This window comes from Emticicia sp. C21, from assembly GCF_003418935.1.
Lineage (GTDB): Bacteria > Bacteroidota > Bacteroidia > Cytophagales > Spirosomataceae > Emticicia.
Window position 1 is genome coordinate 170096 of the sequence record NZ_QVMT01000003.1, and the last position, 26506, is coordinate 196601.

At 39.5% G+C, this 26506-nt stretch carries 18 protein-coding genes; 8 read left to right on the plus strand and 10 right to left on the minus strand.

Annotated features, from left to right (window positions below):
- Window positions 1-106 precede the first annotated feature (106 nt).
- The 4 genes from D0T08_RS08380 to D0T08_RS08395 all read right to left on the minus strand — a co-directional run bounded on the left by D0T08_RS08380 (window position 107) and on the right by D0T08_RS08395 (window position 5070).
- Window positions 107-1825: a GMC oxidoreductase gene (locus tag D0T08_RS08380; RefSeq protein ID WP_116982170.1), complete on the minus strand. Its 1719-nt coding sequence runs from the start codon at window positions 1823-1825 to the stop codon at window positions 107-109.
- Window positions 1826-2109: 284 nt separating this feature from the next.
- Window positions 2110-3231, minus strand: coding sequence for a P1 family peptidase (locus tag D0T08_RS08385; RefSeq protein WP_116982171.1), 1122 nt, complete (start codon window positions 3229-3231; stop codon window positions 2110-2112).
- 66 nt (window positions 3232-3297) lie between these two features.
- Entirely contained in the window at window positions 3298-3717 is a 420-nt protein-coding gene (locus tag D0T08_RS08390) for a hypothetical protein (protein ID WP_116982172.1), read from the minus strand.
- Between the two features lie 45 nt (window positions 3718-3762).
- On the minus strand, window positions 3763-5070 hold the full coding sequence (locus tag D0T08_RS08395) for a hypothetical protein (RefSeq protein ID WP_116982173.1): 1308 nt from the start codon (window positions 5068-5070) through the stop codon (window positions 3763-3765).
- A gap of 144 nt (window positions 5071-5214) precedes the next feature.
- Here D0T08_RS08395 and D0T08_RS08400 point away from each other — a divergent pair, with 144 nt between their 5' ends.
- The 3 genes from D0T08_RS08400 to D0T08_RS08410 all read left to right on the plus strand — a co-directional run bounded on the left by D0T08_RS08400 (window position 5215) and on the right by D0T08_RS08410 (window position 13242).
- Window positions 5215-5742, plus strand: coding sequence for a DUF2911 domain-containing protein (locus D0T08_RS08400; RefSeq protein ID WP_229238926.1), 528 nt, complete (start codon window positions 5215-5217; stop codon window positions 5740-5742).
- A 569-nt stretch (window positions 5743-6311) separates the two neighbouring features.
- Window positions 6312-11792, plus strand: a complete 5481-nt coding sequence (locus tag D0T08_RS08405) for an ELWxxDGT repeat protein (protein ID WP_158561220.1) — start codon at window positions 6312-6314, stop codon at window positions 11790-11792.
- A 250-nt stretch (window positions 11793-12042) separates the two neighbouring features.
- Entirely contained in the window at window positions 12043-13242 is a 1200-nt protein-coding gene (locus tag D0T08_RS08410; protein WP_116982175.1) for a thioredoxin family protein, read from the plus strand.
- 99 nt (window positions 13243-13341) lie between these two features.
- Here the strand turns inward: D0T08_RS08410 and mtgA are convergent, their stop codons facing one another.
- Together mtgA and D0T08_RS08420 are read right to left on the minus strand one after the other, a co-directional pair.
- Window positions 13342-14124: a monofunctional biosynthetic peptidoglycan transglycosylase gene (mtgA, locus tag D0T08_RS08415; RefSeq protein WP_116982176.1), complete on the minus strand. Its 783-nt coding sequence runs from the start codon at window positions 14122-14124 to the stop codon at window positions 13342-13344.
- Between the two features lie 60 nt (window positions 14125-14184).
- On the minus strand, window positions 14185-15069 hold the full coding sequence (locus D0T08_RS08420; RefSeq protein ID WP_116982177.1) for a PhzF family phenazine biosynthesis protein: 885 nt from the start codon (window positions 15067-15069) through the stop codon (window positions 14185-14187).
- 221 nt (window positions 15070-15290) lie between these two features.
- On the opposite strand from D0T08_RS08420, the gene D0T08_RS08425 reads away from it, so the two are divergent.
- The 3 genes from D0T08_RS08425 (at window position 15291) to D0T08_RS08435 (ending at window position 19478) form a co-directional block, all read left to right on the plus strand.
- Window positions 15291-16406 carry a DUF2911 domain-containing protein gene (locus tag D0T08_RS08425; RefSeq protein WP_116982178.1) on the plus strand — a complete coding sequence of 372 codons (1116 nt, stop codon included), beginning with the start codon at window positions 15291-15293 and terminating at the stop codon, window positions 16404-16406.
- 310 nt (window positions 16407-16716) lie between these two features.
- Window positions 16717-18597: a peptidase M61 gene (locus D0T08_RS08430; RefSeq protein ID WP_116982179.1), complete on the plus strand. Its 1881-nt coding sequence runs from the start codon at window positions 16717-16719 to the stop codon at window positions 18595-18597.
- Between the two features lie 188 nt (window positions 18598-18785).
- Window positions 18786-19478, plus strand: a complete 693-nt coding sequence (locus tag D0T08_RS08435) for a hypothetical protein (protein ID WP_116982180.1) — start codon at window positions 18786-18788, stop codon at window positions 19476-19478.
- A 188-nt stretch (window positions 19479-19666) separates the two neighbouring features.
- On the opposite strand, the gene hisC is transcribed toward D0T08_RS08435, so the two are convergent.
- A complete protein-coding gene (hisC, locus tag D0T08_RS08440) occupies window positions 19667-20713 on the minus strand; it encodes a histidinol-phosphate transaminase (protein ID WP_116982181.1) in 1047 nt (348 codons plus the stop codon).
- 139 nt (window positions 20714-20852) lie between these two features.
- On the minus strand, window positions 20853-21620 hold the full coding sequence (locus D0T08_RS08445; protein WP_116982182.1) for a 3-hydroxyacyl-CoA dehydrogenase: 768 nt from the start codon (window positions 21618-21620) through the stop codon (window positions 20853-20855).
- A 149-nt stretch (window positions 21621-21769) separates the two neighbouring features.
- Between D0T08_RS08445 and hemF the strand changes: the two genes are divergently transcribed.
- Window positions 21770-22666: an oxygen-dependent coproporphyrinogen oxidase gene (gene hemF, locus D0T08_RS08450; protein ID WP_116982183.1), complete on the plus strand. Its 897-nt coding sequence runs from the start codon at window positions 21770-21772 to the stop codon at window positions 22664-22666.
- 161 nt (window positions 22667-22827) lie between these two features.
- Here the strand turns inward: hemF and D0T08_RS08455 are convergent, their stop codons facing one another.
- Window positions 22828-24570, minus strand: coding sequence for a DUF885 family protein (locus D0T08_RS08455; protein ID WP_116982184.1), 1743 nt, complete (start codon window positions 24568-24570; stop codon window positions 22828-22830).
- 78 nt (window positions 24571-24648) lie between these two features.
- Complete coding sequence (locus D0T08_RS08460) at window positions 24649-25485, minus strand: AraC family transcriptional regulator (protein WP_116982185.1); 837 nt, start codon at window positions 25483-25485, stop codon at window positions 24649-24651.
- 117 nt (window positions 25486-25602) lie between these two features.
- Between D0T08_RS08460 and D0T08_RS08465 the strand changes: the two genes are divergently transcribed.
- On the plus strand, window positions 25603-26475 hold the full coding sequence (locus D0T08_RS08465; protein WP_116982186.1) for a DUF1080 domain-containing protein: 873 nt from the start codon (window positions 25603-25605) through the stop codon (window positions 26473-26475).
- Window positions 26476-26506 lie beyond the last annotated feature (31 nt).

A 26506-nucleotide genomic window follows, 5' to 3' on the forward strand; every position in this document is an offset into this window, starting at 1 on the left:
TTGCTTAGTAAAAGAAGAATGGAAAACGGATGAATAACAGAAAAATGTAAAACCGAAAAAGGACTTTAAAGCTTTCTCCCTTTTACATAATACATTTTTCGGTTCCCTAAAGATTCCCCCTTTTCAATTCTGTCACGGCATAGTCAGCGGCACGGGCTGAAAGCGCCATATAGGTTAGTGATGGATTCTGGCATGGCGATGAGGTCATGCAGGCGCCATCTGTACAGAAAACGTTTTTCACTAGATGGTGTTGGTTATACTTATTGAAAACTGAGTTTTTGGCATCTTTACCCATACGGGCAGTGCCCATTTCGTGGATACTTAAACCAGGATGTGCTTGTCGGTCATAGGCTTCAATATTAGTGAATCCTGCCTTTTCCATCATGATAACAGCCTGTTCTTTGGCATCTTTGCGCATTAAGGCTTCATTTTCTCTATAATGCACATCCATTTTCAATACGGGCTGTCCCCATTTGTCTTTTTTCTCATTGGTCAATGTTACTTTATTGTCGTAATAAGGCATACACTCACCAAAGGCATCCAATATCATTTTCCAGTCGCCGTAGGTGGCTATTTTTTCTTTAAATTCTGCTCCCATGCCATCCATGCCCATCGAGTGTTGCCAGCCATCACGCCAGGTATACACTTCAAATCCATAACCTCTATTGAATGGTTGTTTGTCCTTACCCGGTAAATTACGGAATCTGGGTACATATAATCCCGCAGGGTGACGGCCATAATAAATCTTATCCAAATCCTGCTGATAATCGGCCGTGGCACCTACATGAAAATGATGATCCATCAGGTTATGTCCTAATTGTCCGCTATCGTCCATTCCATTCGGGAAACGATTAGAGGTAGAATTCATCAGAATAAAAGTTGAACCTAAAGCAGAGGCATTCAGAAAAATGATTTTTGCCGAAAACTCCAGCCATTCGTTGGTCTGTTCATCAATTACTCTTACACCCGAGGCTTTGCCCGATTTCTCATCATAAATAATCGAATTGACAATTGAATGAGGTCTAAGGGTCAGATTCCCTGTGCGACGTGCTGCAGGCAAAGTAGCCGATTGGGTACTGAAATAAGCCCCAAACGGACAGCCACGCATACATCGGTTACGATACTGACAACTGGCACGTCCTAAGGCTAATTGCTCCTCGGTAGGTGCAGTCAAATGCGCTGCACGGGCAGAGATAACCTTTCTGTCTTTGAAATTGCTATTGACAACGCTTCTGAAATGTGATTCTATACAATTATCAGGCATGGCAGGTTGAAATTGTCCATCGGGTAGCTGAGGAAGACCATCACGGTCTCCGGCTATGCCTGCAAATTTCTCTACATAATCGTACCAGGGAGCTATATCTTTATAACGGATAGGCCAGTCGGTGGCAATACCCTCTTTGGCATTGGCTTCAAAATCGAGATCTGAAAAACGGAACGAATAACGCCCCCACATTAGCGAACGCCCGCCTACATGATAGCCGCGTATCCAGTCGAAAGGTTTTTCTTCTACGTATGGGTTCTCTAAATCATTCACAAAATGGTGATGCGTAGATTCCATGATAGCAAAGCCTGTGCGGTTTTGCACCTGATAGTTTTTCAGCAAATCATTAGGCATTTGTAAATCATGGTGCGGAAAATCCCAGGGATCCTTATTGGCAGTAATATAATCGGTTACGTGCTCAATCATTCGGCCACGCTCTAATAGCAGTACTTTTAATCCTTTCTCGCAGAGTTCTTTTGCTGACCAACCGCCCGAAATACCCGAGCCTACCACAATCGCATCATATTGGATATTTTCTTTTGTTTTCCCTTGAAAATTCATCGTATAGGTTAAAATAGAATAGAGCTTAAAGGTAGAGAAAATAAAGAAATATGCCAATTAAAGTTGAATTTGCATGTCACGTAGCGTGGCACGCCTATACTCTGACTAAAATGGGCCGGACGCCGCCGCGGGTGTCACGCTTAAGCGCTAAGTGGCCTTTCTATTACCTATTTTAAGTAGTTTTGTAGTTTTTTTATAGTTTGGAAAGTAAACTGAGTATGCGTAGCACCCACGCGGTGTCCGACCCTTTTATAGACGAGTATACGCGTGCCAAACTTGATAGTTTATTTCAGCTTATTATACTTTTTGCTCAATTCCAATACCTTATCTACGGGTAATGCCTGAATGACGCCGTTTGCACCCTTAGTAGTTTGAGCGGCAAACATAGAGTTGAGAATGGCCTCTTCGGTGGCTTCAATAACTGCCAGAAATAAAGGAGATATATCATCGTTACGAAGCTCGGTTACTTCATAAAACTTGGTTGGGTTACTATGTGGTACTCGCAATTGTTTGGCAGTCGAAAAAGCGATTACATAATCTCCACTACCATTTGAAGCTATTCCACCGGTTTTGGCCAAGCCGAAAATGGCTCTTTTGGCTAATCTTTCTAAATTGCGAGAGGTCAATGGGGCATCAGTAGCTACTACTATCATGCAGGAACCATCGGCCGGGTCATTCAATTGGTCATTCAGAAAATATTGTTTGAGTTCTTCCCCTACAGGTACACCGTTTACCTGTAATACTCCCCCGAAGTTAGTTTGTACAATTACACCTACTGTATAGCCGCCAGATTTAGACGGAAGTACTCTGGATGCTGTACCGATGCCGCCTTTCCAGGCAAAACAAATGGTACCCGTTCCTGCCCCTACATTTCCTTCTTCTACTTTGCCGGGTACAGCTATTTCTATCGCTCTTAATACATCCTCTTTCTTTACATGTCGGCCGGTAATATCATTCAGAAAACTATCGTTGGTTTCTCCCACTACAGGATTTACCGAGCGAACTTTTTCATTGCCCTTTTGGGCTAAGGTATAATCAATTACTGCATCGGCGGCTGTGGGTACTGAAAGCGTATTGGTTAAGATAATCGGTGTTTCAATATTGCCTAATTCCTGCACCTGACTGATACCTGCCAATTTCCCAAAACCGTTAGCAATGAATATAGCAGCAGGTACTTTCTCCTGAAACAGATTCCCTTCGTGTGGAATAATAGCTGTTACTCCTGTACGGATTTTCTCTCCTTCAATCAGACTCATTTGTCCGACTTTTAACCCTGCCACGTCTGTAATGGCATTGTTCTGTCCGGTTTTCATCACACCAATTTTGATACCTAATTCACGCGGACGTTTATTTTGCGCTTGTGTTAGAATGCTGAGAAGTGTAAGAGAAAAAAGGAGAAATTTCATGTGAATTTTTTGTTGGTGATAGTGATTTTTAATAAGAATTGGGGGTTACATAATGTTAAGATTCTTTTAGATGAATACATTAAGTTCTTCTTCAAAATAGCGTCTTGATTTATCTTTATTATTTACAGTAAGAAAATAATAATATTTTTGTTCTTTCAAGTGCCAACCTATTTCACGTATAACTCCAATGATAGGTCTTCGAATTTCTATAACTTTTTCGCCAAATTTAAACATAGGGGGAAATGGTAATAATAGAAGAATGCTTGTAGGCTTTATCTTTAAAACTACATTTTTTTTATGCCGAATTAATAGATGATTATCTTCTACATCAATACAATTAACAAGACCTAATTTTTCATTGGGCAAAATTATGGATTTATCAGAAGGGTTTTTATAGTCCCAGTTTTTATATCCACTCAAATCATCTTTCCAATAAATTGTATCATGGTAAAACCACTTTCCAATAAAATCATTTAAGGCAGTCATTTATATATTATTGAAGAAGTTGTTGACCTTCATTTTCGTTGAAAATTATCTGCTAAACCCATCCTCAAACACTACTTTCCCATCGCCTTTAGATAGTTTTACCTCATCAACTAATCCGGAACCCTGAAAACGGTAGGTGATACCCATAATTTTGCTGACAGCACCTTTGTGCGAAAATTCATAAGCCAGTTTATTATCGACAAATATTTTCACTTTGCCGTTAATAGACTCACAACGCACTTTAACGAAATCTTTAAAATCATTGCCAAAAGCCGACAAGTCATGCTCTTTGCCTGAGATGTCCTGGTCTACAAAATAGATGCCATTGTCAGAAATACAACCTTTGGCTGAAAGGCGAATAATAATAGCAGTACCTTCACAGCGCAAACCTATTGTGGTAAACTGGCAAACGGAAGCTCCTTCACGAAAGGTATTTTTAACAGAGGTTTCAAATATAAAATTATCGGTTTTTATATCACCAAAATCTTTCAGATTGGCGTATTCCACAAAAGGTGCAGCTGGTTTCAAAGGAACATTCTGTGCCTGAATGGTCTCTACTGATAAACCCAGTTTACCATCGTTAATAGCATCTTCCTGTTTGAAATATAATGGGACAGGGTCTTGTTCAATCAAAGGCAGCCAACCATCCGTCTGAATGAACAGATTATGCTCTTTTACGACCTGTTTGCCTATCACCAATTTTGCCAGAAATGAACCCGGACGATAGTAAACAGAAGTATGCTGATGCTGATTTTTTGACACTTTTATCCGTCTGGAAGGATCCCAGTCCTGCTGGATATACACAGAGTCATCTGGTGCTTTGGAAGCATCATAATCAAAAATGACAGAATTTGGCACTCCTACAGAAATCACCTTTTTACTGGTAAATGTGAAATCGGCAGGGTTTATCTGCGCAGGGGCATCCTGCGCCTTTGATAGAAAATACCAGCTTACGGCGCCTGACACTAACAGAATTGGTAGAATAAGCGAAAATAAATAAGGTAGCTTGGCAGTTTTGGCTATTTCACCATTCGTATGGATAACAGGTCTTTCAACTTCAATAGGCTCACTTTTAGGAAAGTGATTCTGACGGAAAGCCCGCCAATGCTCAAAGCCTATGAATTGAGCCAGTGTATTAAGCGTGGTGACAGTAGGGGCAGAGTCATATTTTACTTTCCCCCAGATTCTTTTCAGTGTAGTAGGACTAAGGGTAACGGCTGTTACTGCAAAAATACGTTGCGAAAGGTCTTCAAAATCCTGATTAGTCCATTTCTCACTATTTCCCCAACCGATTTTTTCTTCAATCAGTTTTTTGCAATGTGCTAATAATATGTCTTCCGATTCGATAATCACCTGGTAATTAATGATTTGTAATGATGAATGAACTTGAATGAATTTGGAAAGATCATGACTAAACTTGACAAGATCATCTTGCCTAATTTTGCTTCATCAATTCGATAAAAGGAATTTATTAATCTTAAAACATCTAACAAAGCTATGCAAAAGAACACAAAAAAAATGGGTCTATTGGCGATTTTTTTCGCTTTATCGTTCATCTCATTCACCCTTTTAGCACAGGATGATAAAGCAAAACGTCCATCGCCTCCGGCTACTGCTAGTGGAGATATTAATGGCAAGAAAGTAACCGTTAATTACGGACAACCATCTGTAAAAGGCCGTGAAGTATGGGGGAAATTAGTGCCTTATGGTGAAGTATGGCGTGCAGGTGCTAATGAAGCAACCACCATTGAGTTTTCGAAAGATGTAAGTATTGAAGGCAAAACACTTCCGGCTGGCAAGTATGGTTTCTTTACGATTCCGAATACCAACGAATGGACTATCATCTTCAACAAAGTACCAAACCAATGGGGAGCATTTAAATATGATGCAGCACAAGATGCACTACGTGTAACTGTGAAACCTAAGAAATCGAAAACTTTTAACGAAAAACTATGGTATGCCATTAACAAAAATTCGGTAATCCTTGCCTGGGAAAATGCAGAAGTAGCATTTGCTGTAAAGTAATGCTTCGTGAAAAAGTTATTAACACTCACATTTCTCCTGAGTTATGCTATTGGTATGGCTCAGGAGAATGTTCCATTTGATTCTCTGAGATGGACAACCAAAGCCCAAGTCATGTAAAGTTTCAGAATAATTTAAATTCATCATAGGTCAGATAAATACCTGCGGTTTTGCGAGTATTTATTTTAGTCCCTAACCGTATGACGGACCGGCCCAAAAGAGGGATTTTTATCTAGGTTTAATCTTCTTCTTCTCAATTGAAAGACTCCCTCGCCGCTGCGGTCGAAGGCCGCAGCCAGGAAAAAAATCACCGATGCCCTTGCCCTCTGCCCCAAGCCCCCTGCTACAACCCGAAAACACCCTTTTTTACATGGACAAAATATGGACAATTGCGTTTTGATGAACGTATAGTATTGACGTTACCTGATTGTGAAGTATAATTTTACCGACACAAGTAAATGTATCCCTCAAAAATTAGACAAGTAAGCCTTCCTATGAAACAGTTTTTTACTCGCAAATACGGCCTTTTTTTAGTTTTATTTTTGTGTCTGGCGAAACTCAGCTCTGCACAAATGCCCTACATAGTTAAGGATATTAATAAAGGAGGTATTGCCTCTGTTAATAATCTTATTAGTGCAAATGGCGTCTTGTTTTTTACTGCTTATGATACAGGTTATGCGCATGGTGAAGAACTTTGGAGAAGTGATGGTACTGCCGCAGGAACCTATCTGGTAAAAGATATTAATCCGGGAGGGGGAAGTTCTGAAATAACTGGCATGACCAATGTAAACGGAACGCTGTACTTCAGAGCTACTGATGCCAGTGGTATCCGTAGATTATGGAAAAGTGATGGTACTGAACAAGGAACAATTGCTGTAAGCACAGAGGTTTCGGCAAATGGGTATATAACAAACGTTGGTAGCACTATCTATTTTATGGGTAATACCTCAACGTATGGTACTGAATTATGGAAAACAGATGGCACGGCAGGTGGTACTATGATGGTGAAAGATATTAATCCGGGAAGTGGAAGTCCTTTTGTAAGCGAGTTAGCCAATATCAATGGCACTTTGTATTTAAGAGCTGCTTTTAACAATACCGTACAATTATGGAAGAGTGACGGTACTGATCAAGGAACTGTATTAGTGACACAAATTAATTCTCCATGGGCTGATATACGCCAGTTTACTAACTTCAACGGTACTTTGTTTTTGATAATAGATGATACTATACACGGCAGGGAACTCTGGAAAAGCGATGGTACTGAACAAGGAACTGTTATGGTGAAAGACATTAATCCGGGTTTGGACGATGCTTATATTAGCGGGATGCTTATCATGAAGGATACTTTATATTTTTCAGCCATTACTAATGCTACTGGCCGTGAACTGTGGAAAAGTGATGGTACAGAAGCAGGAACAAAGATGATAATAGATTTAAATCCGGGTGATGGTTCATCCTATCTGGATTTCATTATTAATGTGAATGATACACTGTATTTTGTAGAAGATGATGGGGTGCATGGTAGAGAATTGTGGAAAACAGATGGTACTGCCGCAGGCACAGAACTGGTAAAAGATATTTATCCGGGTAGTTGGGGCTCATCTATATTGAATATCTTGAACGTAAACGGAACCATTTATTTTGCGGCCAATACGGGGTCTGGTGGACCTGAATTATGGAAAAGTGACGGCACAGAAGCAGGAACGGTACTGGTAAGAAATATAGCTCCGAGTGATGATTATCAGTACATAGATTTCATGACTAATGTAAACGGGAGGTTATATTTTATGTGTAGCACTGCGGTGGATGGCACAGCGTATAAGTCAACATTATGGAGCGTAGGTACTTGTACACCTGCTAATACTGGTATCAATACAATCGAAAAAACAACACCTTATAATAGTCAGGTACAAAGTTCATCTAATACTACCTGCTATTGTAATGTTTTTAACGAACTGATTGCGACAGTAGAATCATCAGGTGAAGCTCCTGTGAACGGAAATATTTCTGTAAAAGAATGGTTATATCCACCGCTTGACGGAAATTATGTGCGTCGTCAGTATGAATTGTATCCAGAAACTGACACAGATAATGCTACAGCTAAAGTAACGCTCTATTATACTCAGAGCGATTTTAATGAGTACAATAGCTATGATTACACTGCAAATTCACTTAAACTACCTGTAGACAGTAGCGATATAAAGGGCATTAGAAGCATACGCATCGAAAAACATGGGGGCACCAGTTCTAATGATACAGGTTGGCCGATTACTTATCCGGGTGCTATGACTGAGATTAATCCTGATGATGCCGATATAGTCTGGAATAGCACCGCCAAACGCTGGGAAGTGAATTTTGAAACAACAGGCATGGGCGGATATATTATCAGAACCTTGGAATTAACTGACCCTACGGCTGTATCGGTAAGTGACACGGCCATTTGTAGTGGTCCAGATATTACATTATCAGCCACCTGTGCCCAGGGAACTTTAAACTGGTATGCAAGTGCTTCGGGTGGTAGTAGTATCGGCACAAGCTCACCTTTGATTCTTTCTCCTACTGTCACTACAACTTATTATGCCGCTTGTGAATATGGTCTGAACAGCACGAACAGAATAGCTACCAGCGAAGTAGTGGTTACTACGATGCCCACTTCACCTGAAAATATATCTATAGATAAAACGGATATCTGTAGCGGAACAAATGTGGAATTAACGGCTACCTGCCCGATAGGAAGCGTAAAATGGTATACGCTGGCCAGTGGTGGTAGCGCCTTTAGCACAGCATCAAGTTTACAAGTGTCCCCTCCCTATAACACTTCTTATTATGTGGCCTGTGAAAATGGTGATTGTAAAACCGACAGGGTTTGGGTAGGAGATGTAGTAGTAACTGATCAGCCAGACAATCCGACGAGTGTTTCGATTGACCAGACCAATGTATGTTCTAACAATTATGTCGGATTCTCTGCCAGTTGCGACTATGGTACTGCCACTTGGTATAAAGGTGAATATGACCTGACAAGTATAGCTACTGGTAATTGGGGGGAAGTACCTGGTATAACGACGTCTTATTATGTAGCTTGTGAAAACGGCGATTGCAAGAGCGAAAGAATATCTGCAGGTACAGTAACTGTAACAGAACAACCAATTGACCCCACAGATGTTTCAGTAAGTCTGACATCTATTTGTAGTGGTACAGATATTACTTTATCTGCTTATTGTTCGATAGGAGAGGTTGCCTGGTATAAAATAGGACAGGATGAAGATATATTTCTTGAGACGGGGTCTATTATTACCCAAACTCCGCTGGTCACCACTAAATATTATGCCATGTGTATAAATGGTATTTGCGAGAGTAGCAGGGTAATTACTGAACAAGTAGTAGTAACAACCATGCCTTCTAAACCAACGGGTGTTTCAGTTGATAAAACAGCTGTTTGTAGTGGGACGAGCATTATACTATCTGCTACTTGTGATATTGGTACAATTACCTGGTATAACGATTCAATAGGTGATACCAGCATCGGTACAGGAAATAATCTGCAATTGACCCCAACTGATACTTATACCTATTATGCTACCTGTTTTAATGGCGATTGTGAAACGAATATGGTAGCTACAGATATGGTGACTGTGACTACTCAACCGACCAATCCGGTTAATGTAGCCTCTTATAAGTCTGCTGTTTGTAGTGGTGAACCTGCCAGCCTGTCTGCCAGTTGTGCAGTTAGCGAGCCAGTATGGTATAATTCTGCTACAGCCGCTACTGCTTCAGGTACAGGCGATTATTTTGACCCCACTCCCGCATCCACTACAAGGTATTATGTAGCCTGCGAGAATGGCAGCTGCAAAAGCGAAAGAGTAGCCACAGAAGAAGTAACCGTAAGACCAACACCGACCAAGCCAACCAATCTTTCCCAGTGGGATACAAAGACTTGTGGTGAAATGTCTATAGATTTAAGCGGTTCCTGTGCTACCGGAACACTCAAATGGTATGATTCTGCTACAGCTATTACACCTGCTTATGAGGGCTCAGTTGTTTATGCTTATGTAACCAAAACTACTACTTATTATGCCGCCTGCGAAACCACTTATTGCAGCAGTGAAAGAGTAGCTATGGAAGAAATCGTGTTTTATGCCAGACCTCAGGATCCTACCGGAATAACAGTTAGTAAAACAGCTATCTGTAATGGTGATAGTGTTAGTTTATCGGCTACTTGTTCTATTGGAGAGGTAAAATGGATAAGAGCCTATACAGCCGCAGGAGTGGAACAATATGACCTTGTGCCTACACACACACCTACAGAAAACAGTATATATTATGCCTATTGTATGAATGGACCTTGTATAAGCAGCTATTTACCTACCGAGGCAGTAGTTGTAACCGAGCAACCAACTATTCCGACCGACTTGTTTCAGGGTGGAACACAAGTTTGTATAGGGACCGGCATTTATATGACGGCCTCTTGTGCTATAGGTACGCAAACATGGTATGACTCATCTACCGGAGGAGCAGTGTTAGCAACTGGAGATTATTTCGCTCCTCAACCTACCACAACTACTACCTATTATGTGGCGTGTGAGAATGGCAATTGTAAGAGTGCAAGAGTTGCTATGAATCAGATAGTAGTTTATCAACAACCTGTCAACCCAACAGGAGTAGCAGTGAGTAAAACAGCCATTTGTAATGGCGAAACCATTACTTTATCAGGCTCATGTCTGATTGGTACTTTGCGATGGTACAAAACCAGTATGGATCCCGATACTGCCTTTACCTATAAACCTAAAGTGAACACTACATATCATGCCTTTTGTTCAAATGTAGAATGTTCAAGTGGGATTGTAGCTACTGCCGAGGTGGTAGTAACACAGCAACCAGTTAATCCGACTAATGTTGGCGTGAGTAGTACGGATATTTGTAAAGGCGATAGTATTACATTAACTGCAAATTGCACTGTCGGCACCGTTACATGGTATACCTCAACAACCGGCACAGTCGTTGTTGGTACAGGTGATAACCTCAGCCAGAGTCCAAGCGTAGCTACTAAATATTATGCAGCCTGTGTAAATGGGATATGTAATAGTGGCAGAGTAGCTACTAGTGAGGTAACAGTAAAAGCAAAACCGGTAACACCTGTTATTTCAGGTAGAAACGCTATTTGTGCCGGCGAAAGTGTAACCTTAATGGCTTCCGCCCCTGCTAATCATCCTGATGCCACTTTCCATTGGTCTGGTGGCTCTGTAGGAATTTCGCTGACTACTTCTCCGGCAACAATAACTAATTATAGAACAGTCGCCTCTTATAATGGTTGTAATAGTGATTCATCAGCTGTATTTACCGTAAGTGTAGGCAGAGTGCCTGATCAACCTGCTATTACTGCTGATAATGCCACTATCTGTAAGGGTAGTGCAGTTATTCTCACCGGACAATGTTTAAGCACAACAGACAGCTTTTATTGGAGTGGTTCTGCAATTACCAATACAAATAGTCTTCAAGGTACTTTTTATAAAAACACAAGACAAATAACAGAGCCGGGTACTTATAAAGGCTGGTGCGAATCGAATACCGGTTGTAAAGGAGCTGAAAGAAGCATTACTATCAATCCCGGAAACAACTGCAATGGCAAAAACTTTATTACTATCACTCCTGCGAAACCTGTTGTTTGTCCCGGTGCATCCGTTACCTTAACAGCCGCAGGTTGTACCGGAACAGTTAGCTGGTTAGGTGGTGTAAGCACACAGACGGGAACATCAATTAGTGTAAAGCCTACAGCGAATACTACTTACTTTATACAATGTAGCGCAGGTGGCTCTGCCACAGTTGATGTAACGGTAGTAACTTCCGCGGTGGTGATGAGTGCAAATATCACTACAGGCAATGAACTGATTAAAGCAGTCAACAGCATTGAATCAAATAAAAAAATCGGCGACCCTGATTTTTCACCTGCTCCCATAGTCACATTTGAAGCAGGTAAATCAATTTTGCTAAAACCAGGCTTTGTAGCCGATGCCAAAACTGTATTTACTGCGCAGATAAAGGGGTGTAATTAAAATAAAATTGTGGTGCGAACCTCCAGTTCGCGGTTTAGGCGACTAAATCAAGATTTAGATTGAAACTGGAGTGAGAGATTTAGGAAGAATAAAATAATTCAGTTTTTGAAATTATAGATATGTTACCTAAAAAACCGCGAGCTGGAAGTTCGCGCCACAAATTTCTCCATAAAAAATACTTAAGGAAATGTTAATGTTTTTGCGTCAATCAGTTTTCTTCTTTACTTTGTTGCTTCATTAAAGTCTTAATATGAAGAGAATATATTTATTGCTTGTTTGTGCACTATTGGCACAATTTACTTTCGCTCAGGGTATTGTTTGGGAAACTGATATTGAGACTGCATTCAAAAAAGCCAAGGCAGCTAATAAATTGGTTTATGTAGAATGTTATTTACCCACCTGTCCTATCTGTATGAGTTTTGAGCCTATACTTAAATCGGCAAAAGTAGGGGAGTTTTATAACAAAAACTTTATCAATTATAAACTCAATGGCGAAAAACCCGAACAGGTAAAATTTCTGAATAGTAAGAATATTCATTTGCCTAATTTTCCATTGTTTTTGTATTTCGACCCTGATAAAAATCTGGTACATCAGGCAGAAGCAGGCGAGCCTAAGGAAGACGGGGTTATTAATATAGGAAAGATAGCTCTTGACCCTGATAAAAGAGCATCAAGCTATAAAAAGCGTTATGAAGCCGGGGAGAGAGACCTGAATTTCTTAATTAACTATGCTTACTATAGCCGTGTGGTAAAAGATACAGCTACCAATCTGGTTGTTGCCAAAGCAGTATATGATGTATTCCCAAAAGATGATCTAAACGGCCCGATTAGCTGGGCTATTACAAAAAAAGTAGTAGAAGATATTGATAATGGTTTTGCCCAATACTGGCTGGAACACGTAGATGCTGCTAAACAATATGAAGCTGCCGGAGGACACCCAGGCGGCGAACAGAATATCTATGGCGTGATTATCCAGAGCTCTTTATATAGTTTGAGAGGCCAGTCTTATTCTTCTGCTAAAATCAATAAGATTAAGGAATACATGAATAAAGTAGGCTTCGGACAATATGCCGAGGGTGCTACCTGGCAATTTGAAGCTAAAGCTTTAGTACGGGAGGGGCAAACCGCATCAGCAATAGGAGTCATAGATAATTTTGCTAAGAAACTGGCCACCAATGGCGCTGCACTCACCTTTATAGGGTCTTTTGTATTAGACATCACTACTGATAATACTTATGTACCGCAAGCTGAAAAGTATATCATGCAAGGGAGACCTCTCTTGAAAGACAATACGCAACTTACAGAATCTTATTACCAGGCTGCCAGAGCGAAACAACGAAAAGGAGATATAGTTGCCGCCAAAAAGGATCTGGTTGAGGCCAGAAAATATGCTACGCTAGGGAAAATTGATTTGAAGAAGATTAATGATTTGGAGGCAGGGTTGAAATAATACTAAAAGGACTTTAATGTGCAAACAAGGAGACAAGGCATTGCCTTGTCTCTACTCCGCAAATGTTATAATTCAGAGAGATTATTTATATTTTAAATATCAAAATTTCCTCAACCCACTTAAATACGAAGGGCCACCCAACGCACGCATCTGGCGGGAGATTTGTCCGGTACGGCGCACCACATAAGGGCCTGGTTTAGATATAGACCATTTGATAGGGCTTGGTAATACGGCTGCTATCCGAGCGGCTTGTTCACGGGTCAGGTCATTGGCTGATTTTCTGAAATAACGTTTGGAGGCTTCTTCTACACCAAAAGTCATATCTCCCATTTCGGCTACATTAAGGTATACTTCCAGAATGCGTTGTTTACCCCATATCAATTCTATCAGTGCCGTAAAATATACTTCAATGGCTTTTCTGATATAACTTCGGGTTTGCCACAAAAATACATTTTTTGCTACCTGCTGCGAGATAGTACTAGCACCTCTGATCTTCTTACCTTTCATATTACGCTGAAAAGCATTGCCCATCGATTTAAAATCGAATCCATAATGTTCCGGAAAAAGCTGGTCTTCAGCTGCTACTACTGCCAGTGGTGCTTCTCTTGATATTTTATCGTACGATGTCCAGTCGTAATAAATTTCACTTTTTTTCCCGTCAGCTATCGCTTCTATTTTTCTTGAAAGCATAGTAACTGTAAATGGCACAGGCACGAATTTGAACAGGATAACTGCCCCAATAGTAGAGGTAAAGAAAAATATAATGAATTTGATAAGTGTGCTCTTAAGCCTAACCCATACCGAAGCCAATCGGGATTTGGGTGGTGCAGTTTTAACTTTAGCGGGTGGAGGTGTTTTGCTTCGGAATGTATTTTTAGCCATAGGGCGTAAGTTAAATGGTTAAGGGTGTTTAGGTAATACAAAAATCGCAAAATTTTGCGTTTACACAAACCATTTACCTTGTGCTACTAATTTTACTTTGCCGCCTACCTGTAATTTATAACTTCCCTCTTGGTTTAATTCTCCTTTGATATTGATTAATGACGGGCGTTTCATTTCGTATCCCTGCTCTACCAGTTTATGTATCATCGGTAATTCATGTTTAAGCAGGTAAGCCAATAAACAAGAGTTAGCACTTCCGGTGGCGGCATCTTCTACAATTTTGTCATTTTCTAAGCAAAACATACGGGCGTGCAAATGATTGGCGTGGGCATGGGTTTCAGCTGTAAAGGCGAAGAAAGCAACCGTCAGACCATCGGGCGAGTTGGTTTTGTAGAGCTTATTTCGTGTCAACCAATCTTTAATAGCTACTTCTTCCAATCGCATTTCCTGAATGGCTTTTAACGTTTTTACAGGAATAATCAGATAAGGTAATCCAGTAGACACCAGCTGTATAGGCATGATTTCGTCTATATCTTCCGGTTTTATACTTAGTAAGGGTGCTACATCGGTAGTAAAAGTTTCTCCAAAGGTCGGATTAGTGATTTCGAGCCAGAGTATTTCGTTTGCTACATTCACAGGAACTCTTCCAACTTTGAGATTCAGCGTTACTTCAGTTTCTGATTCCTTCATTAAAATATAAGCTGTGCCGAGTGTCGGGTGTCCGGCAAAGGGCACTTCGTATTCAGGAGTAAAGATTTTTACGTCATAAGCCCCTTCTACTGCTTTATCTGAAAGAATAAAAGTTGATTCCTGAAAACCGATTTCGCGGGCAATCCGAAGCATCTGTTCGTCAGTCAAGCCATTGGCATTATGAAAAACAGCTAATTGATTACCTTGATATTTTTGCTCGGCAAATACATCGACAATTGAAAAATCTAATATCATAGCCTTATTGTTTAAGATTCGCAAAAATAGAATTTTTCCAGAGGAATTAAGGCAAAATAGCGTGTTTGAGTGTTGAAAAAGATGCTTTCTGATAGCAGAATCTGATTAACAACGAAATATCCCCACAAATGGGTGATGGAGAACGCATTTTTTTTTAGTTATTTGCCGTGCTTCTGATAAGCCTCATTATTACTATTATTTAATCAACAATCATTAAAATCATGAAAAAGACAATTCTACTTGCTATGGGTTTGCTATTAGCAGGCTTTATGACATTTGCCCAGGGTGACCTCACTGCTGCTCCTGACGGAGGAAACAAAAAAGCATCAGTATCAGAACAGATCGGGATAACCAACATAACCATTAATTATGGTCGCCCTGCTGTAAAAGGACGTGAGGGTAAAATCTGGGGTACCCCAGTCGCACACTATGGTCTGGTTGACTTAGGTTTTGGAACCAGCAAAGCTGCTCCCTGGCGTGCAGGTGCCAATGAAAATACCACTATCAGCTTCTCTAATGATGTAAAAATAGAAGGGAAAGATTTAGCCGCAGGCACGTATGGCTTTCATATTATTCTGGGCGAAACTGACAATACACTAATCTTCTCTAAGGCTAATAATTCCTGGGGTAGTTTTTACTATGACCCTGCACAGGATGCGTTGCGTGTAAATGTAAAAAGCCAGCCTTTAGATAAAAGCGTAGAATGGCTGAAATATGAGTTTATGAACGAAACAGATAATTCGGCTACTATTGCGCTGTTATGGGAAAAACGCATGATTCCTTTTAAAGTAGAAGTAGATGTAAATAAGGTTCAATTAGCGTCTTTCAGAAACGAATTACATACCAAACCCGGTTTTAAATGGCAATCTTTTGTGCAGGCGGCTAATTATTGCATGCAAAACAATGTAGCATTAGAACAGGCACTTGCCTGGGCTGATGAGGCTATTACAGCACGTTTTGTAGGCCAAAAGAATTTTCAGACTTTAAGTACCAAAGCTGGTGTATTAGCCAGACTAAACAGACTGGGAGAAGCCAAAGCCTTAATGGATGAAGCGGTTCCGATGGGCAGTATGGTTGAATTACATCAGTATGGTCGGGTTTTAATAGGAATGAAACAATCGCAGGAGGCACTGAAAGTTTTTAAAACTAATTATGACAAAAATCCAAATCAATTTACTACCAATGTTGGTTTAGGTAGAGGATACTCAGCTGCAGGAGATTATAAAAAGGCATTGGAACACATGAAGGTAGCCCTGACCCAAGCACCGGATGATTTGAATAAGAACAGTGTAGAGGGAATGATAAAGAAGCTGGAAGAGGGAAAGGATGTTAATTGATTAATAACAGGCTACTAAAATTTATTGTGTTTCGTAGAGATGTAACGGTTCGCCGCGCGATGCATTACGTCTCCATTAGCCTGTGCGCATAAAAATGATTGTTTATGCTTTTGATTCAGTCATATAAACATATTTGTATGATTAGACAGTCCCTAGGAGACGTATCGCAATACGTCTCTACGAATGCATTCTTATATATTCAATAATCCTTTGCTTTTTCAGTCTATTTTATAGTCTCATACGATTTGGTAACTTTACACGTTTTTATGAACTAAGTGAGTTTTATTTATTACAAATTATATAATTATCTATGAAAAAAATAGCATATATGCTTCTGACTATGGCCGTAATGACGGCTTGTACCAGAAAAGCATCTGTAAGTTCTTCAACCTCCACACAAAAAGATAACCTCTATCAATTCTCTGTTGATTTGACCAAAGTTGAAAACGATAAATTAGAGGTGACTTTAGTTGCGCCGAAAATTAATACAGACCAGATAACTTATTTCCTGCCTAAGATTGTACCGGGTACTTATGCCAATTATGATTTTGGCCGTTATGTATCAGATTTTAAGGCATTTAATGCGAAAGGAGAAGCATTGCCTGTTGATAAAGCCGATGTTAATAGCTGGACTATCAGAAATGCTCAAAGTCTTAGCAAAATTACCTATAAAGTAGATGATACCTGGGATTCTCCGGAAATTAAAGGTGAGAAAATTTTTGAGCCAGCCGGAAGTGATATTGATGCCAATAAGAAATTTGCGATCAACACTTTCTGTTTCTTCGGCTATTTTGATGGTATGAAAAAATTACCTTATCAGATTTCCTTCACCAAGCCTACAGGATTCTACGGAGCTACTTCAATGAACTTTGCTTCTACTACGGCAACCAGAGATGTATTCGAAGCAGCTAATTACATGGATTTATCTGATGCGCCAATCCTTTATACGCAACCAGATACAACTGTGTTGAAAATCGGTGGTGCTGATATATTAGTCTCGGTATTTTCTCCTAACAAAGAGGCTAATTCTAAAGAAATCGCTGCCAATATCAATTCCCTGCTTAATGCACAGAAAGAATACCTGGGTGGTAAATTGCCTATTCAAAAATATGCTTTCCTGATTGTATTATCTGATAATCCGAATCTGATGAGTTATGGCGCCTTAGAGCATTCATATTCATCATTCTACTATTTACCTGAGGGCACTTCTAAAGAGCTTTCGCAAACTGTGAAAGACGTGGCATCGCATGAATTTTTCCATATTGTTACGCCTTTAAGTATCCACTCAGAAGAAATAGGTGATTTTGATTACAATACACCTAAAATGTCGAAACACTTATGGTTATATGAGGGACTAACAGAATATGCTGCCGGACATATGCAGATTAAATATGGTTTGATAGAGATGCCTCAGTATCTGGATATGTTGCGCCAGAAAATGACAACCATGAAGATGATGAACGATAAGCTACCATTTACTGAAATGAGCTTAGGGGTATTAGATAAATATAAAAACCAATACATGAACGTGTATAACAAAGGTGCTTTGATAGGTTTGTGCTTAGACATTAAACTACGTCAACTATCAGATGGTAAAGCCGGTACGCAAACATTAATGCGTGAACTGGCAAAAACCTATGGTAAAACGCAGTCATTCAAAGACAATGAATTGTTTGCTAAGATTACTTCTTTGACTTATCCTGAAATTGGTAATTTCTTTGATAAATATGTAGATGGCCCTGAGCCATTGCCATTGACTGAAACTTTGCAATTAGTGGGTATTGAATATTTACCGGAGGCTACTATTAAAAAAATCAGCTTAGGAGGTATCAGCTTAGGATTCAATGCGCAAACCAAACGTATTAAAATTGGTAATGTAAGCAAAATCAATGAGTTTGGTAAGAAAATGGGTTACCAGTTGAATGATGAAATCGTATCATTAAACGGACAGGCATTTGATGTTCAGAAAGCACAGCATATTCTGGATGAGTATAATAACAATACCAAGGAGGGAGACGTGGTAACTATGGAAGTTGCCCGCAAAAACAGTGAAGGTAAAGAAGAAATTATTAAATTGTCTTCACCAGCAATGGTAGTTGATGTAACCGAGAAAAACGTATTGAAACTGGTTGATAATCCGACTCCGGCACAATTAAAAGTAAGAAAAGACTGGTTAAGTACAGAAAAGTAATTCGTCCATTCCAACCTTTTTAATCAATTGTCAGTCAAGGGTGTAAAAGCGATTTTACACCCTTGTTTATTTATAGCATAATCTGGTCGAACTATTGGATTATATGAAGAATATCAGAGGGGTATAAAATTAAAATCGTCAGACACCGTTAATCATTTTTTGAATTTTGCCTTTACACCCCAAAGATTGTGAGTAAATTTTTTAAGAAAAGCCTCCTTTATTCCCTTATCGGAATAGCTGCTGTAGCCTGTACCAATGTAGTTCCTACGCCTGTTTATTTTGAATCTCCAAATAAGCAGTTAGCTGCCAGAGGAGGGGGTAAACCCTCTATAAAGCCTCTAGTTAAAAATGGTGATGACTTAGTAGTTCAGCCTGACACGCTGACAACAGAGGTAATAAAAAATGCACAAGGTGAAGCAGGCGTGCATATCTTTGATTTTCGTGAGGTTACGCCACCGGATATTAATTTCGATTTCCCATCACATAGTGTTGTGATGATGCCCGTTACTTATGTAGGTGTTGATAAGGGCGTAGCCAATAGTTTTTGTGAGTATTGGCTCTATACCAAATCGGGCGAATTGGTTTGCTATTGCAAAAACACTATAAGTGGTTTGCATCCGGTTTATGGGAATAGTTTTAATGCCAACAATCACCTGCCTGCATTTACGAAAAAGATTGGTTATGGAGAGTATAGACTAGTATATAAGAATATCTCTTCAGCACCCGTAAAACAGGATTTGATTTTTGGCCTGATTGCCAATAACGGCAAAGACCAAATTAATACAAAAGTATTAAGTGGAGAAACCAAAGAGTATTGGATTACTATTTATCCTTCAACTAGTGAGTTTAAGATGAATAATAATAATAAGGAACCGATGTGAGATAGGGACAAATTATAATGACGAATATGTATCCCGTAGGGATGTTATATCGGTAGTAGAGCTATCCAAATAGATAATACGAGTCCCGTAGGGACGATATATTAATATACCGTCCCTACGGGACTCAACTCTTAAACTTTTCTTATTTTCTACCGATATAGCATCCCTACGGGATACATCTCTATCTACTAGTATGCTTTCAACGCCTCAACCAAAACTTCATTCTCGGCATCGGTTCCAATGGATATACGGATACAACCTTCGCATAACTGCACATTCGAACGGTCTCGGGTAATGATTTTTCTATCAATCAGGTATTTGAAAACACCTTTGGCATCATCAAATTTTACTAATAGCTGATTAGAGTCTGTCGGATAAATATATTTCACTACAGATAAATTGCCTAAAAGATTAACCAGATTAGTACGGGCTTTTAGAATCTCCTGCACATAGTTATTTTTCTTCTTTTCATTATCCAATGCCTCCAGAATCAAGGCTTGTGTAACGGCATTGAGGTTATAAGGATATTTGATTTTATTCAGAATCTTAATCAAATCTTCCGAAGCAAAGGCCATTCCGAAACGGAGTGCTGCCAATCCCCATGCTTTTGAGAAAGTTTGTAATACTACTAGGTTCGGATAAGTGTCTAATAGCTTCGTAAATGATTCTTCTTCTGTAAAATCAATATAGGCTTCATCAACAATGACTAAACCTGTTTTGAAATTATCCAGAATGGCAATAACAGATTCCCGTTTGGCTAAATTGCCTGATGGGTTATTAGGCGAACAAACCCAAATGAGTTTAGTATGTTCATTAACAGCCGCTAATAATTCATCAACCCGAATCTGAAAATCAGAGGTAAGCGATACCTGTATTACAGGGGTATTCTGAATATCAGCACATACTTTATACATGCCATAAGTGGGTGGCATCGTAATGATATTATCTTCTTTCGGCTCACAAGTAGCACGGATTAACAAGTCGATAGCCTCATCAGAACCATTTCCCAAAAAAATCTGTCCTGGGCGAACACTCTTAATAACGGCCAGTTTTTCTTTGATTTCAGCCTGATAGGGGTCTGGATAACGATTATAATTACCAGCGATAACAGCCCCGAATGGGTTTTCGTTGGCATCTAAAAAAATGCCTTCTTTTCCGGTATACTCATCACGAGCCGAAGCATAAGGTGTTAAGGTCAGGATATGAGGACGAATGATATTGTCTAGTGAGAACATGAGAATAATTGAGTGATTGAGTGATTGAGTGAATTAGTGATTTTATTCAATTGACTCTAAATGGGTGTTAGCTAAACTATTAATCACCGTATGCGGCGACTAATCACTCATTCACTCAATCACTAATTCACTCATTAAATTATTTCGGTGCCATCCTGATAGCTCCATCTAAACGAATTACTTCGCCGTTGAGCATGGTATTTTCTACGATGCTTTGGACTAATTGAGCATATTCATCCGGACGACCTAAACGTGGTGGAAATGGTACTTGTTGACCTAATGATTGTTGTGCTTCTTCCGGTAGGGAGGCCATTAGAGGTGTTTTGAAAATACCAGGTGCTATAGTCATTACTCTTATGCCGTTTCTTGATAAATCACGGGCTATGGGTAGCGTCATGGCTACAATACCACCTTTAGAGGCAGCATAGGCCGCTTGTCCGATTTGCCCGTCATAGGCTGCTACCGAGGCTGTATTGATAATAATGCCTCTTTCACCGTCTTCGTTCGGCGTATTGTTCGACATCTCAAAAGCTGCCAGACGAATCATATTAAATGAACCTACCAGATTGATATTGATAATCTTCTGAAAATGAGCCAGTGAATGAGGCCCCTCTTTGCCAACTGTGCGGGCAGGTGGTGCAATTCCGGCACAGTTAACCAGAATATGAATGGCCTGAAATCTGGCTAGTGCCTGATTCATGACATTTTGTGCATCCTGTTCAGAAGAGACGTCGCATTTCACGAATTCAGCTACCGTGCCTAATTCATCTGCTAATGCTTTGCCTTTTTCCTCGTTTACATCCACAATAATGGCATTAGCACCTGCTTTTACGAATCTTCTTACTACGGCTTCTCCTAATCCTGATGCCCCTCCTGTAACTATGGCTGTTAATCCTTTTAGTTGCATATAATCATTGAATGATTGAGTGAATGTGTGATTTAGTGATTACTAAACATCAGTCAATATTTTACCTATCTCTACTAGATAAAAAAGAAATTTTCTATTAGTAGCTGTTTATTGTCGCTAAATTTGTCACAAAATTTGAAAAGAATCTTATGTTATCCAAAGAAAATATTGCCGAATACTTCAAGACCCTTCAAAATAATATTTGTGAAGCCATAGAAAATACAGATGGCAAAGGAAAGTTTCGTGAAGATCTCTGGCAGCACCATAGTGGCGGTGGAGGAAGAACCCGCGTCATAACAGACGGAAATATCATTGCCAAAGGTGGAGTAAATTTCTCGGCTGTTTCGGGTGAGGTATCCGATGCACTGCAAAAACAATTGAATCTGACAGAAAAGTCAAACTATTTTGCCACTGGAGTTTCGATTGTGCAACATCCTGTGAGTCCAATGGTGCCTATTATTCATATGAATGTGCGTTATTTTGAGTTAGAAAACGGTATTTGTTGGTTTGGTGGGGGTATTGATCTGACTCCCCATTATGTGGTTGAGGAAGATGCCCGTTGGTTTCATCAACAATTAAAAACGGCTTGCGATAAACACTCTGTCGAGTACTATCTAAAATATAAAGAATGGGCAGATAATTACTTCTTTATTCCACATAGAAATGAAACCCGTGGGGTGGGGGGGATATTCTTTGATTATCTGAAACCAAAAGACGAAACACCAAAAGAAGATATATTTGCCTTTGTGCAATCGGTAGGAGAGAGTTTTGCTCCCACTTATACGCACTTGATGGCAAAGAATAGCCTTTTGCCTTACAGAGAACGTGAAACTAACTGGCAGATGCTTCGTCGTGGTCGCTATGTAGAATTTAATCTGGTATGGGATAGAGGTACCAAGTTTGGCTTAGAGACCAATGGACGTACAGAATCTATCTTAATGAGTTTACCTCCGGTTGCTAATTGGGTATATGATTACCAGCCCGAAGCAGGGAGTGAGGAAGAAAAGACTCTGGGCTTATTGAAAAAGGGGATTGATTGGGTATGATAGCCTACCGTGTCACGCTTCTACTCGGACTCAAAAGAGCGTGGCACGGTTAGCCTGGGAATATAGTGCCATTATTAGCAATCTATCCTTAACAGGTATAAATTCTTAAATTATTGAAAAAGTAGAAAGTCCTCTGAGTGCCGAAGCGTGCCACACTTGATTTACTCCTTCGTTTTCTTATTCAATTCTTCATCAATATACTTATCTACCATTTTCTCTAAGATAGACATCGTAACTGTTCCCTGAGAAAGTACTAAGTCATGAAAGGCTCTTACATCAAATTTATCTTTTAATAGCATTTCTGCTTTTTTGCGTTGAGTTTTAATCGTTATTTCTCCGATTTTGTAGGCTAGTGCCTGTCCCGGCCATGAGATGTATCTGTTAATTTCTGTATTCACTTCATGAAGTGATAGGGCGGTGTTATCTGCAAGGAAACTAACGGCCTGGTCTCTTGTCCAGTCTTTATCGTGAATACCTACATCTATTACTAATCTACAGGCGCGCCACATTTCATAAGTTAGCCGACCGAAGAGGCTGTAAGGGTCTTTATATAAGCCTAATTCATAGCCCAGAAACTCTCCATATAATCCCCAACCTTCGCCATAGGCATTTACGTAAAGGTTTCTCCTGAACTCCGGAAGGTTTTCTAATTCCTGTGTTAAAGCTATTTGTAAATGATGGCCAGGTACAGCTTCGTGTAAAGTCAATGCTTCAAGTGTATAGAGCGTACGGCTTGGTAGATTATACAAATTTACCCAGTAGTTACCTGAGCTTTTTGATTTGATATTTGCTCCGCTGTATCTTCCTGCTGTATAAGTAGGGGCAAGGTAATCAGGCACTTGCACAACGCCATAAGGCTGACGAGGTAATTTACCAAACAGGAGAGGAAGCTTGCCATCAATTTTTTTTGCGATAAAAGAAGCTTCTTTTAATAATTGCTCACCTGAGGTTGGGTAAAATTTAGGATCATTTCTTAAATAGTTGATGAAGTCTTTGATTGAGCCTTTGAATTTTACATCATCCAGCACCTGTTGCATTTCTTTTTTGATGCGCTCTACTTCTTTCAAACCAATATTATAGACTTCATCCGGAGTCATATTGGTAGTGGTATAATGCTTTACTTTTTCGGCATAATACTTTTTGCCATTCGGGAAATGCGAAGCCCCTAAGGTAGTTCGCGTTTTGGGGTGATATTCTTTCTCAAAGAAATCGCTTATTTTTTGAAAGCTCGGAATCACACTTTGTTCAATCTGCTTTTTGCCCTCGGCTTGCAATTGTGCCCAGTCGGTATCTGAAATAGCAGTGGGCTTTACCTTAAATGGTTGCCAGAAACCTGATTTTTCATAACTATCTACAATCTGACTATTATAGGTGGCTTCATAACCTTTTAGCGATACACTGGGTTGCGAAATACCTAAAGCCAAGCCCTTTCTCATTAAGTCCAGATTTTCGTCTACAAACAGGCGGATACCTTTTAAGGAATTAATATAACGGTCAAATTCCTTTTTGGTGGAATAAGTACGAGAGCCCATACCGGGTAAACCTGTATGAAAACCTGCATCGGCCAGAATAGGGTTAAGATATTCTTTGTATTCATAAGAAATCAACTCATCGTTAACAGTGTATTTCAGTAGGGCAATATTTATCTGATCGTCAAAACTGAGGTCTTTTTCGTTAATGCTATTCAGTTTATCCCATTCCTTTTTATAGAACTGGTATCTGCGCAGAAAATCTTCTTCACGATTTTTACCAAAAGGATAGGGTGAGGTATCTTCATCACCAGTAGATTCCTGCTTGTTAAATGTCTTTATGTCTTCCAGCACAGTTTTAATAACTGCATTCGTTTGAGAGAAAGCCGATGAAGTATAAATACATATCCATATCAGGAGTAAACATTTTTTCATGGAGTAGTTTGTTAAGGGAGTTTTTAGAATCCGAAGATAAGGAAAAAAATGATGGATTGAAGAGAAAGAGAATGTTTATCAATCCCTTTTCCTAAAAGCCGTTGGCGTTTCACCTGTAAATTTTTTAAACTGCTTGCAGAAATGGCTTTCATCAGTATACCCAAATTCATCAGCAATTTCTGTAATGGTCAGCTGACTAAATAGCAAACGTGCTTCAATGAGTTTCATTTTATGTTTGGTAATGTATTGTTTGAGGGATTCGCCCGTATGTTTTTTAAAGAATATACTAATGTAGTCAGGAGCATAATTAAAAACATCGGCTAAATGTTCGATACTTAATTCTGCCGGATTATGTATATGTTGCTTAATGTACATAAAAATAGCTTCTACCGAATCTTTCAGTATCGGACTGTTAGGTATTTGTCCAAATAGATTTCTTGCCAGAATAATCATCATACTTCGCATGATACTGTTCCGAATCAGTTCAAAATATTGAGATTGCTGATTTTCATATTCTTCTTCCAGCACCCACAGTAGATTATGTAGCTTTTTTCGTTCATGCTTATCATATACTATTGTACCTCTGCTTTGTGATGATGTATATAACAGCGTTTTCATAATCTGCTGCCAGGTATGCTCTTTATGCTCAGTTGGCACATTATAAATCGACTCATTGAAGCGAATAAAGCAAAACTCAGTTATTTCGGCAATTTCAAAATGGTGGTAATCTTCAGGACCTAATAAAAACACATCTCCGTCTGAATACGCATAGGTATTCCCATTGATATTATGGATTCCATTTCCTCTCAAAACGAAAATAATCTCAAAATAGGTATGCTTATGCACAGAGTGTACCCAGGTACTCGCCTCAAAATGATAAATGCTAAAGGGGGTATGTAAAACATATCTTCTCATAATCTTACAACTACATAGAAAAGCACCAAGATATATTGGATTTTTACAATAAGCAAGCGTCTATTTCAAACTAGTTTTGCATTGTTAACCTGATTGAATAATTAAATAAACACGCACATGAAATACCTGTATCTGCCTTTATTGGTAGTTTTTTCGATTGTCCTGTTTCCTTCTATGAATAAACCTGATGAATGGACACTCTTGTTAGATAAGGATTTAAGCCAATGGGAGAACTATTTAAGTTATGCGCATAAGGACAATTATAATGGAAAAATACCGACTGATGCATCAGGTAATCCTATTCAGCCTATTGGGTATAATAAAGATAAATCAGGTGTGTTTTCAGTGTTAAATGAGAAAGAAGGCCCTGTATTGCGTGTAAGCGGCGAGATATATGGTTGCTTATTTACCCGCAAAACGTATGAAAACTATCATCTGAAATTGCAGGTAAAATGGGGAAAACAAAAGTATGAACCAAGACTCAATAAGTTACGGGATTCGGGTATACTCTACCATTCTATAGGTGAAGCGGGTGCGGAGTACTTTCGCTCATGGATGCTCTCGCAGGAATTTCAGATTATGGAGGGGCATATGGGCGATTTCTGGTGTCAGGCCAATTCAGCGATTGATATACGCTCTTTCCAGTCAGAAGGGGTTATGAATAGAGTCGCTGACCATAAACAGCCATTCGGCACATTTAAAAGCAAAAGCGATTATTATTGTATGCGTTCAGGCAACTATGAAAGCCCTGCCGGAGAATGGACTACGCTCGAACTCATTTGTTACAATGGTAAAAGCCTGCACATTGTGAATGGGCATGTAGTTATGGTGCTGCAAAACTCACGCTACATACAACCTGATGGAAAAGAGATTCCTATGACCAGTGGTAAAATACAATTGCAAAGCGAGGCCGCAGAGGTATTCTATCGTGATATAAAAATAAAACCTCTCACAGCAATGCCTAAAACCTATGAGAACCTGTTTCTCTGAATGAATAACAAAAGACTTAAATCAAATAATC

Coding starts and splice junctions, on each gene's coding strand:
- D0T08_RS08425 (WP_116982178.1), top strand. CDS start 15,291: ATGAAAAAGACAATTCTACTTGCTATGGGTTTGCTATTAGCAGGCTTT.
- D0T08_RS08400 (WP_229238926.1), top strand. CDS start 5,215: ATGCAAAAGAACACAAAAAAAATGGGTCTATTGGCGATTTTTTTCGCT.
- D0T08_RS08455 (WP_116982184.1), bottom strand. CDS start 24,570: ATGAAAAAATGTTTACTCCTGATATGGATATGTATTTATACTTCATCG.
- D0T08_RS08385 (WP_116982171.1), bottom strand. CDS start 3,231: ATGAAATTTCTCCTTTTTTCTCTTACACTTCTCAGCATTCTAACACAA.
- D0T08_RS08405 (WP_158561220.1), top strand. CDS start 6,312: ATGCCCTACATAGTTAAGGATATTAATAAAGGAGGTATTGCCTCTGTT.
- mtgA (WP_116982176.1), bottom strand. CDS start 14,124: ATGGCTAAAAATACATTCCGAAGCAAAACACCTCCACCCGCTAAAGTT.
- D0T08_RS08460 (WP_116982185.1), bottom strand. CDS start 25,485: ATGAGAAGATATGTTTTACATACCCCCTTTAGCATTTATCATTTTGAG.
- D0T08_RS08420 (WP_116982177.1), bottom strand. CDS start 15,069: ATGATATTAGATTTTTCAATTGTCGATGTATTTGCCGAGCAAAAATAT.
- D0T08_RS08430 (WP_116982179.1), top strand. CDS start 16,717: ATGAAAAAAATAGCATATATGCTTCTGACTATGGCCGTAATGACGGCT.
- D0T08_RS08410 (WP_116982175.1), top strand. CDS start 12,043: ATGAAGAGAATATATTTATTGCTTGTTTGTGCACTATTGGCACAATTT.
- D0T08_RS08445 (WP_116982182.1), bottom strand. CDS start 21,620: ATGCAACTAAAAGGATTAACAGCCATAGTTACAGGAGGGGCATCAGGA.
- D0T08_RS08390 (WP_116982172.1), bottom strand. CDS start 3,717: ATGACTGCCTTAAATGATTTTATTGGAAAGTGGTTTTACCATGATACA.
- D0T08_RS08380 (WP_116982170.1), bottom strand. CDS start 1,825: ATGAATTTTCAAGGGAAAACAAAAGAAAATATCCAATATGATGCGATT.
- D0T08_RS08465 (WP_116982186.1), top strand. CDS start 25,603: ATGAAATACCTGTATCTGCCTTTATTGGTAGTTTTTTCGATTGTCCTG.
- hemF (WP_116982183.1), top strand. CDS start 21,770: ATGTTATCCAAAGAAAATATTGCCGAATACTTCAAGACCCTTCAAAAT.
- hisC (WP_116982181.1), bottom strand. CDS start 20,713: ATGTTCTCACTAGACAATATCATTCGTCCTCATATCCTGACCTTAACA.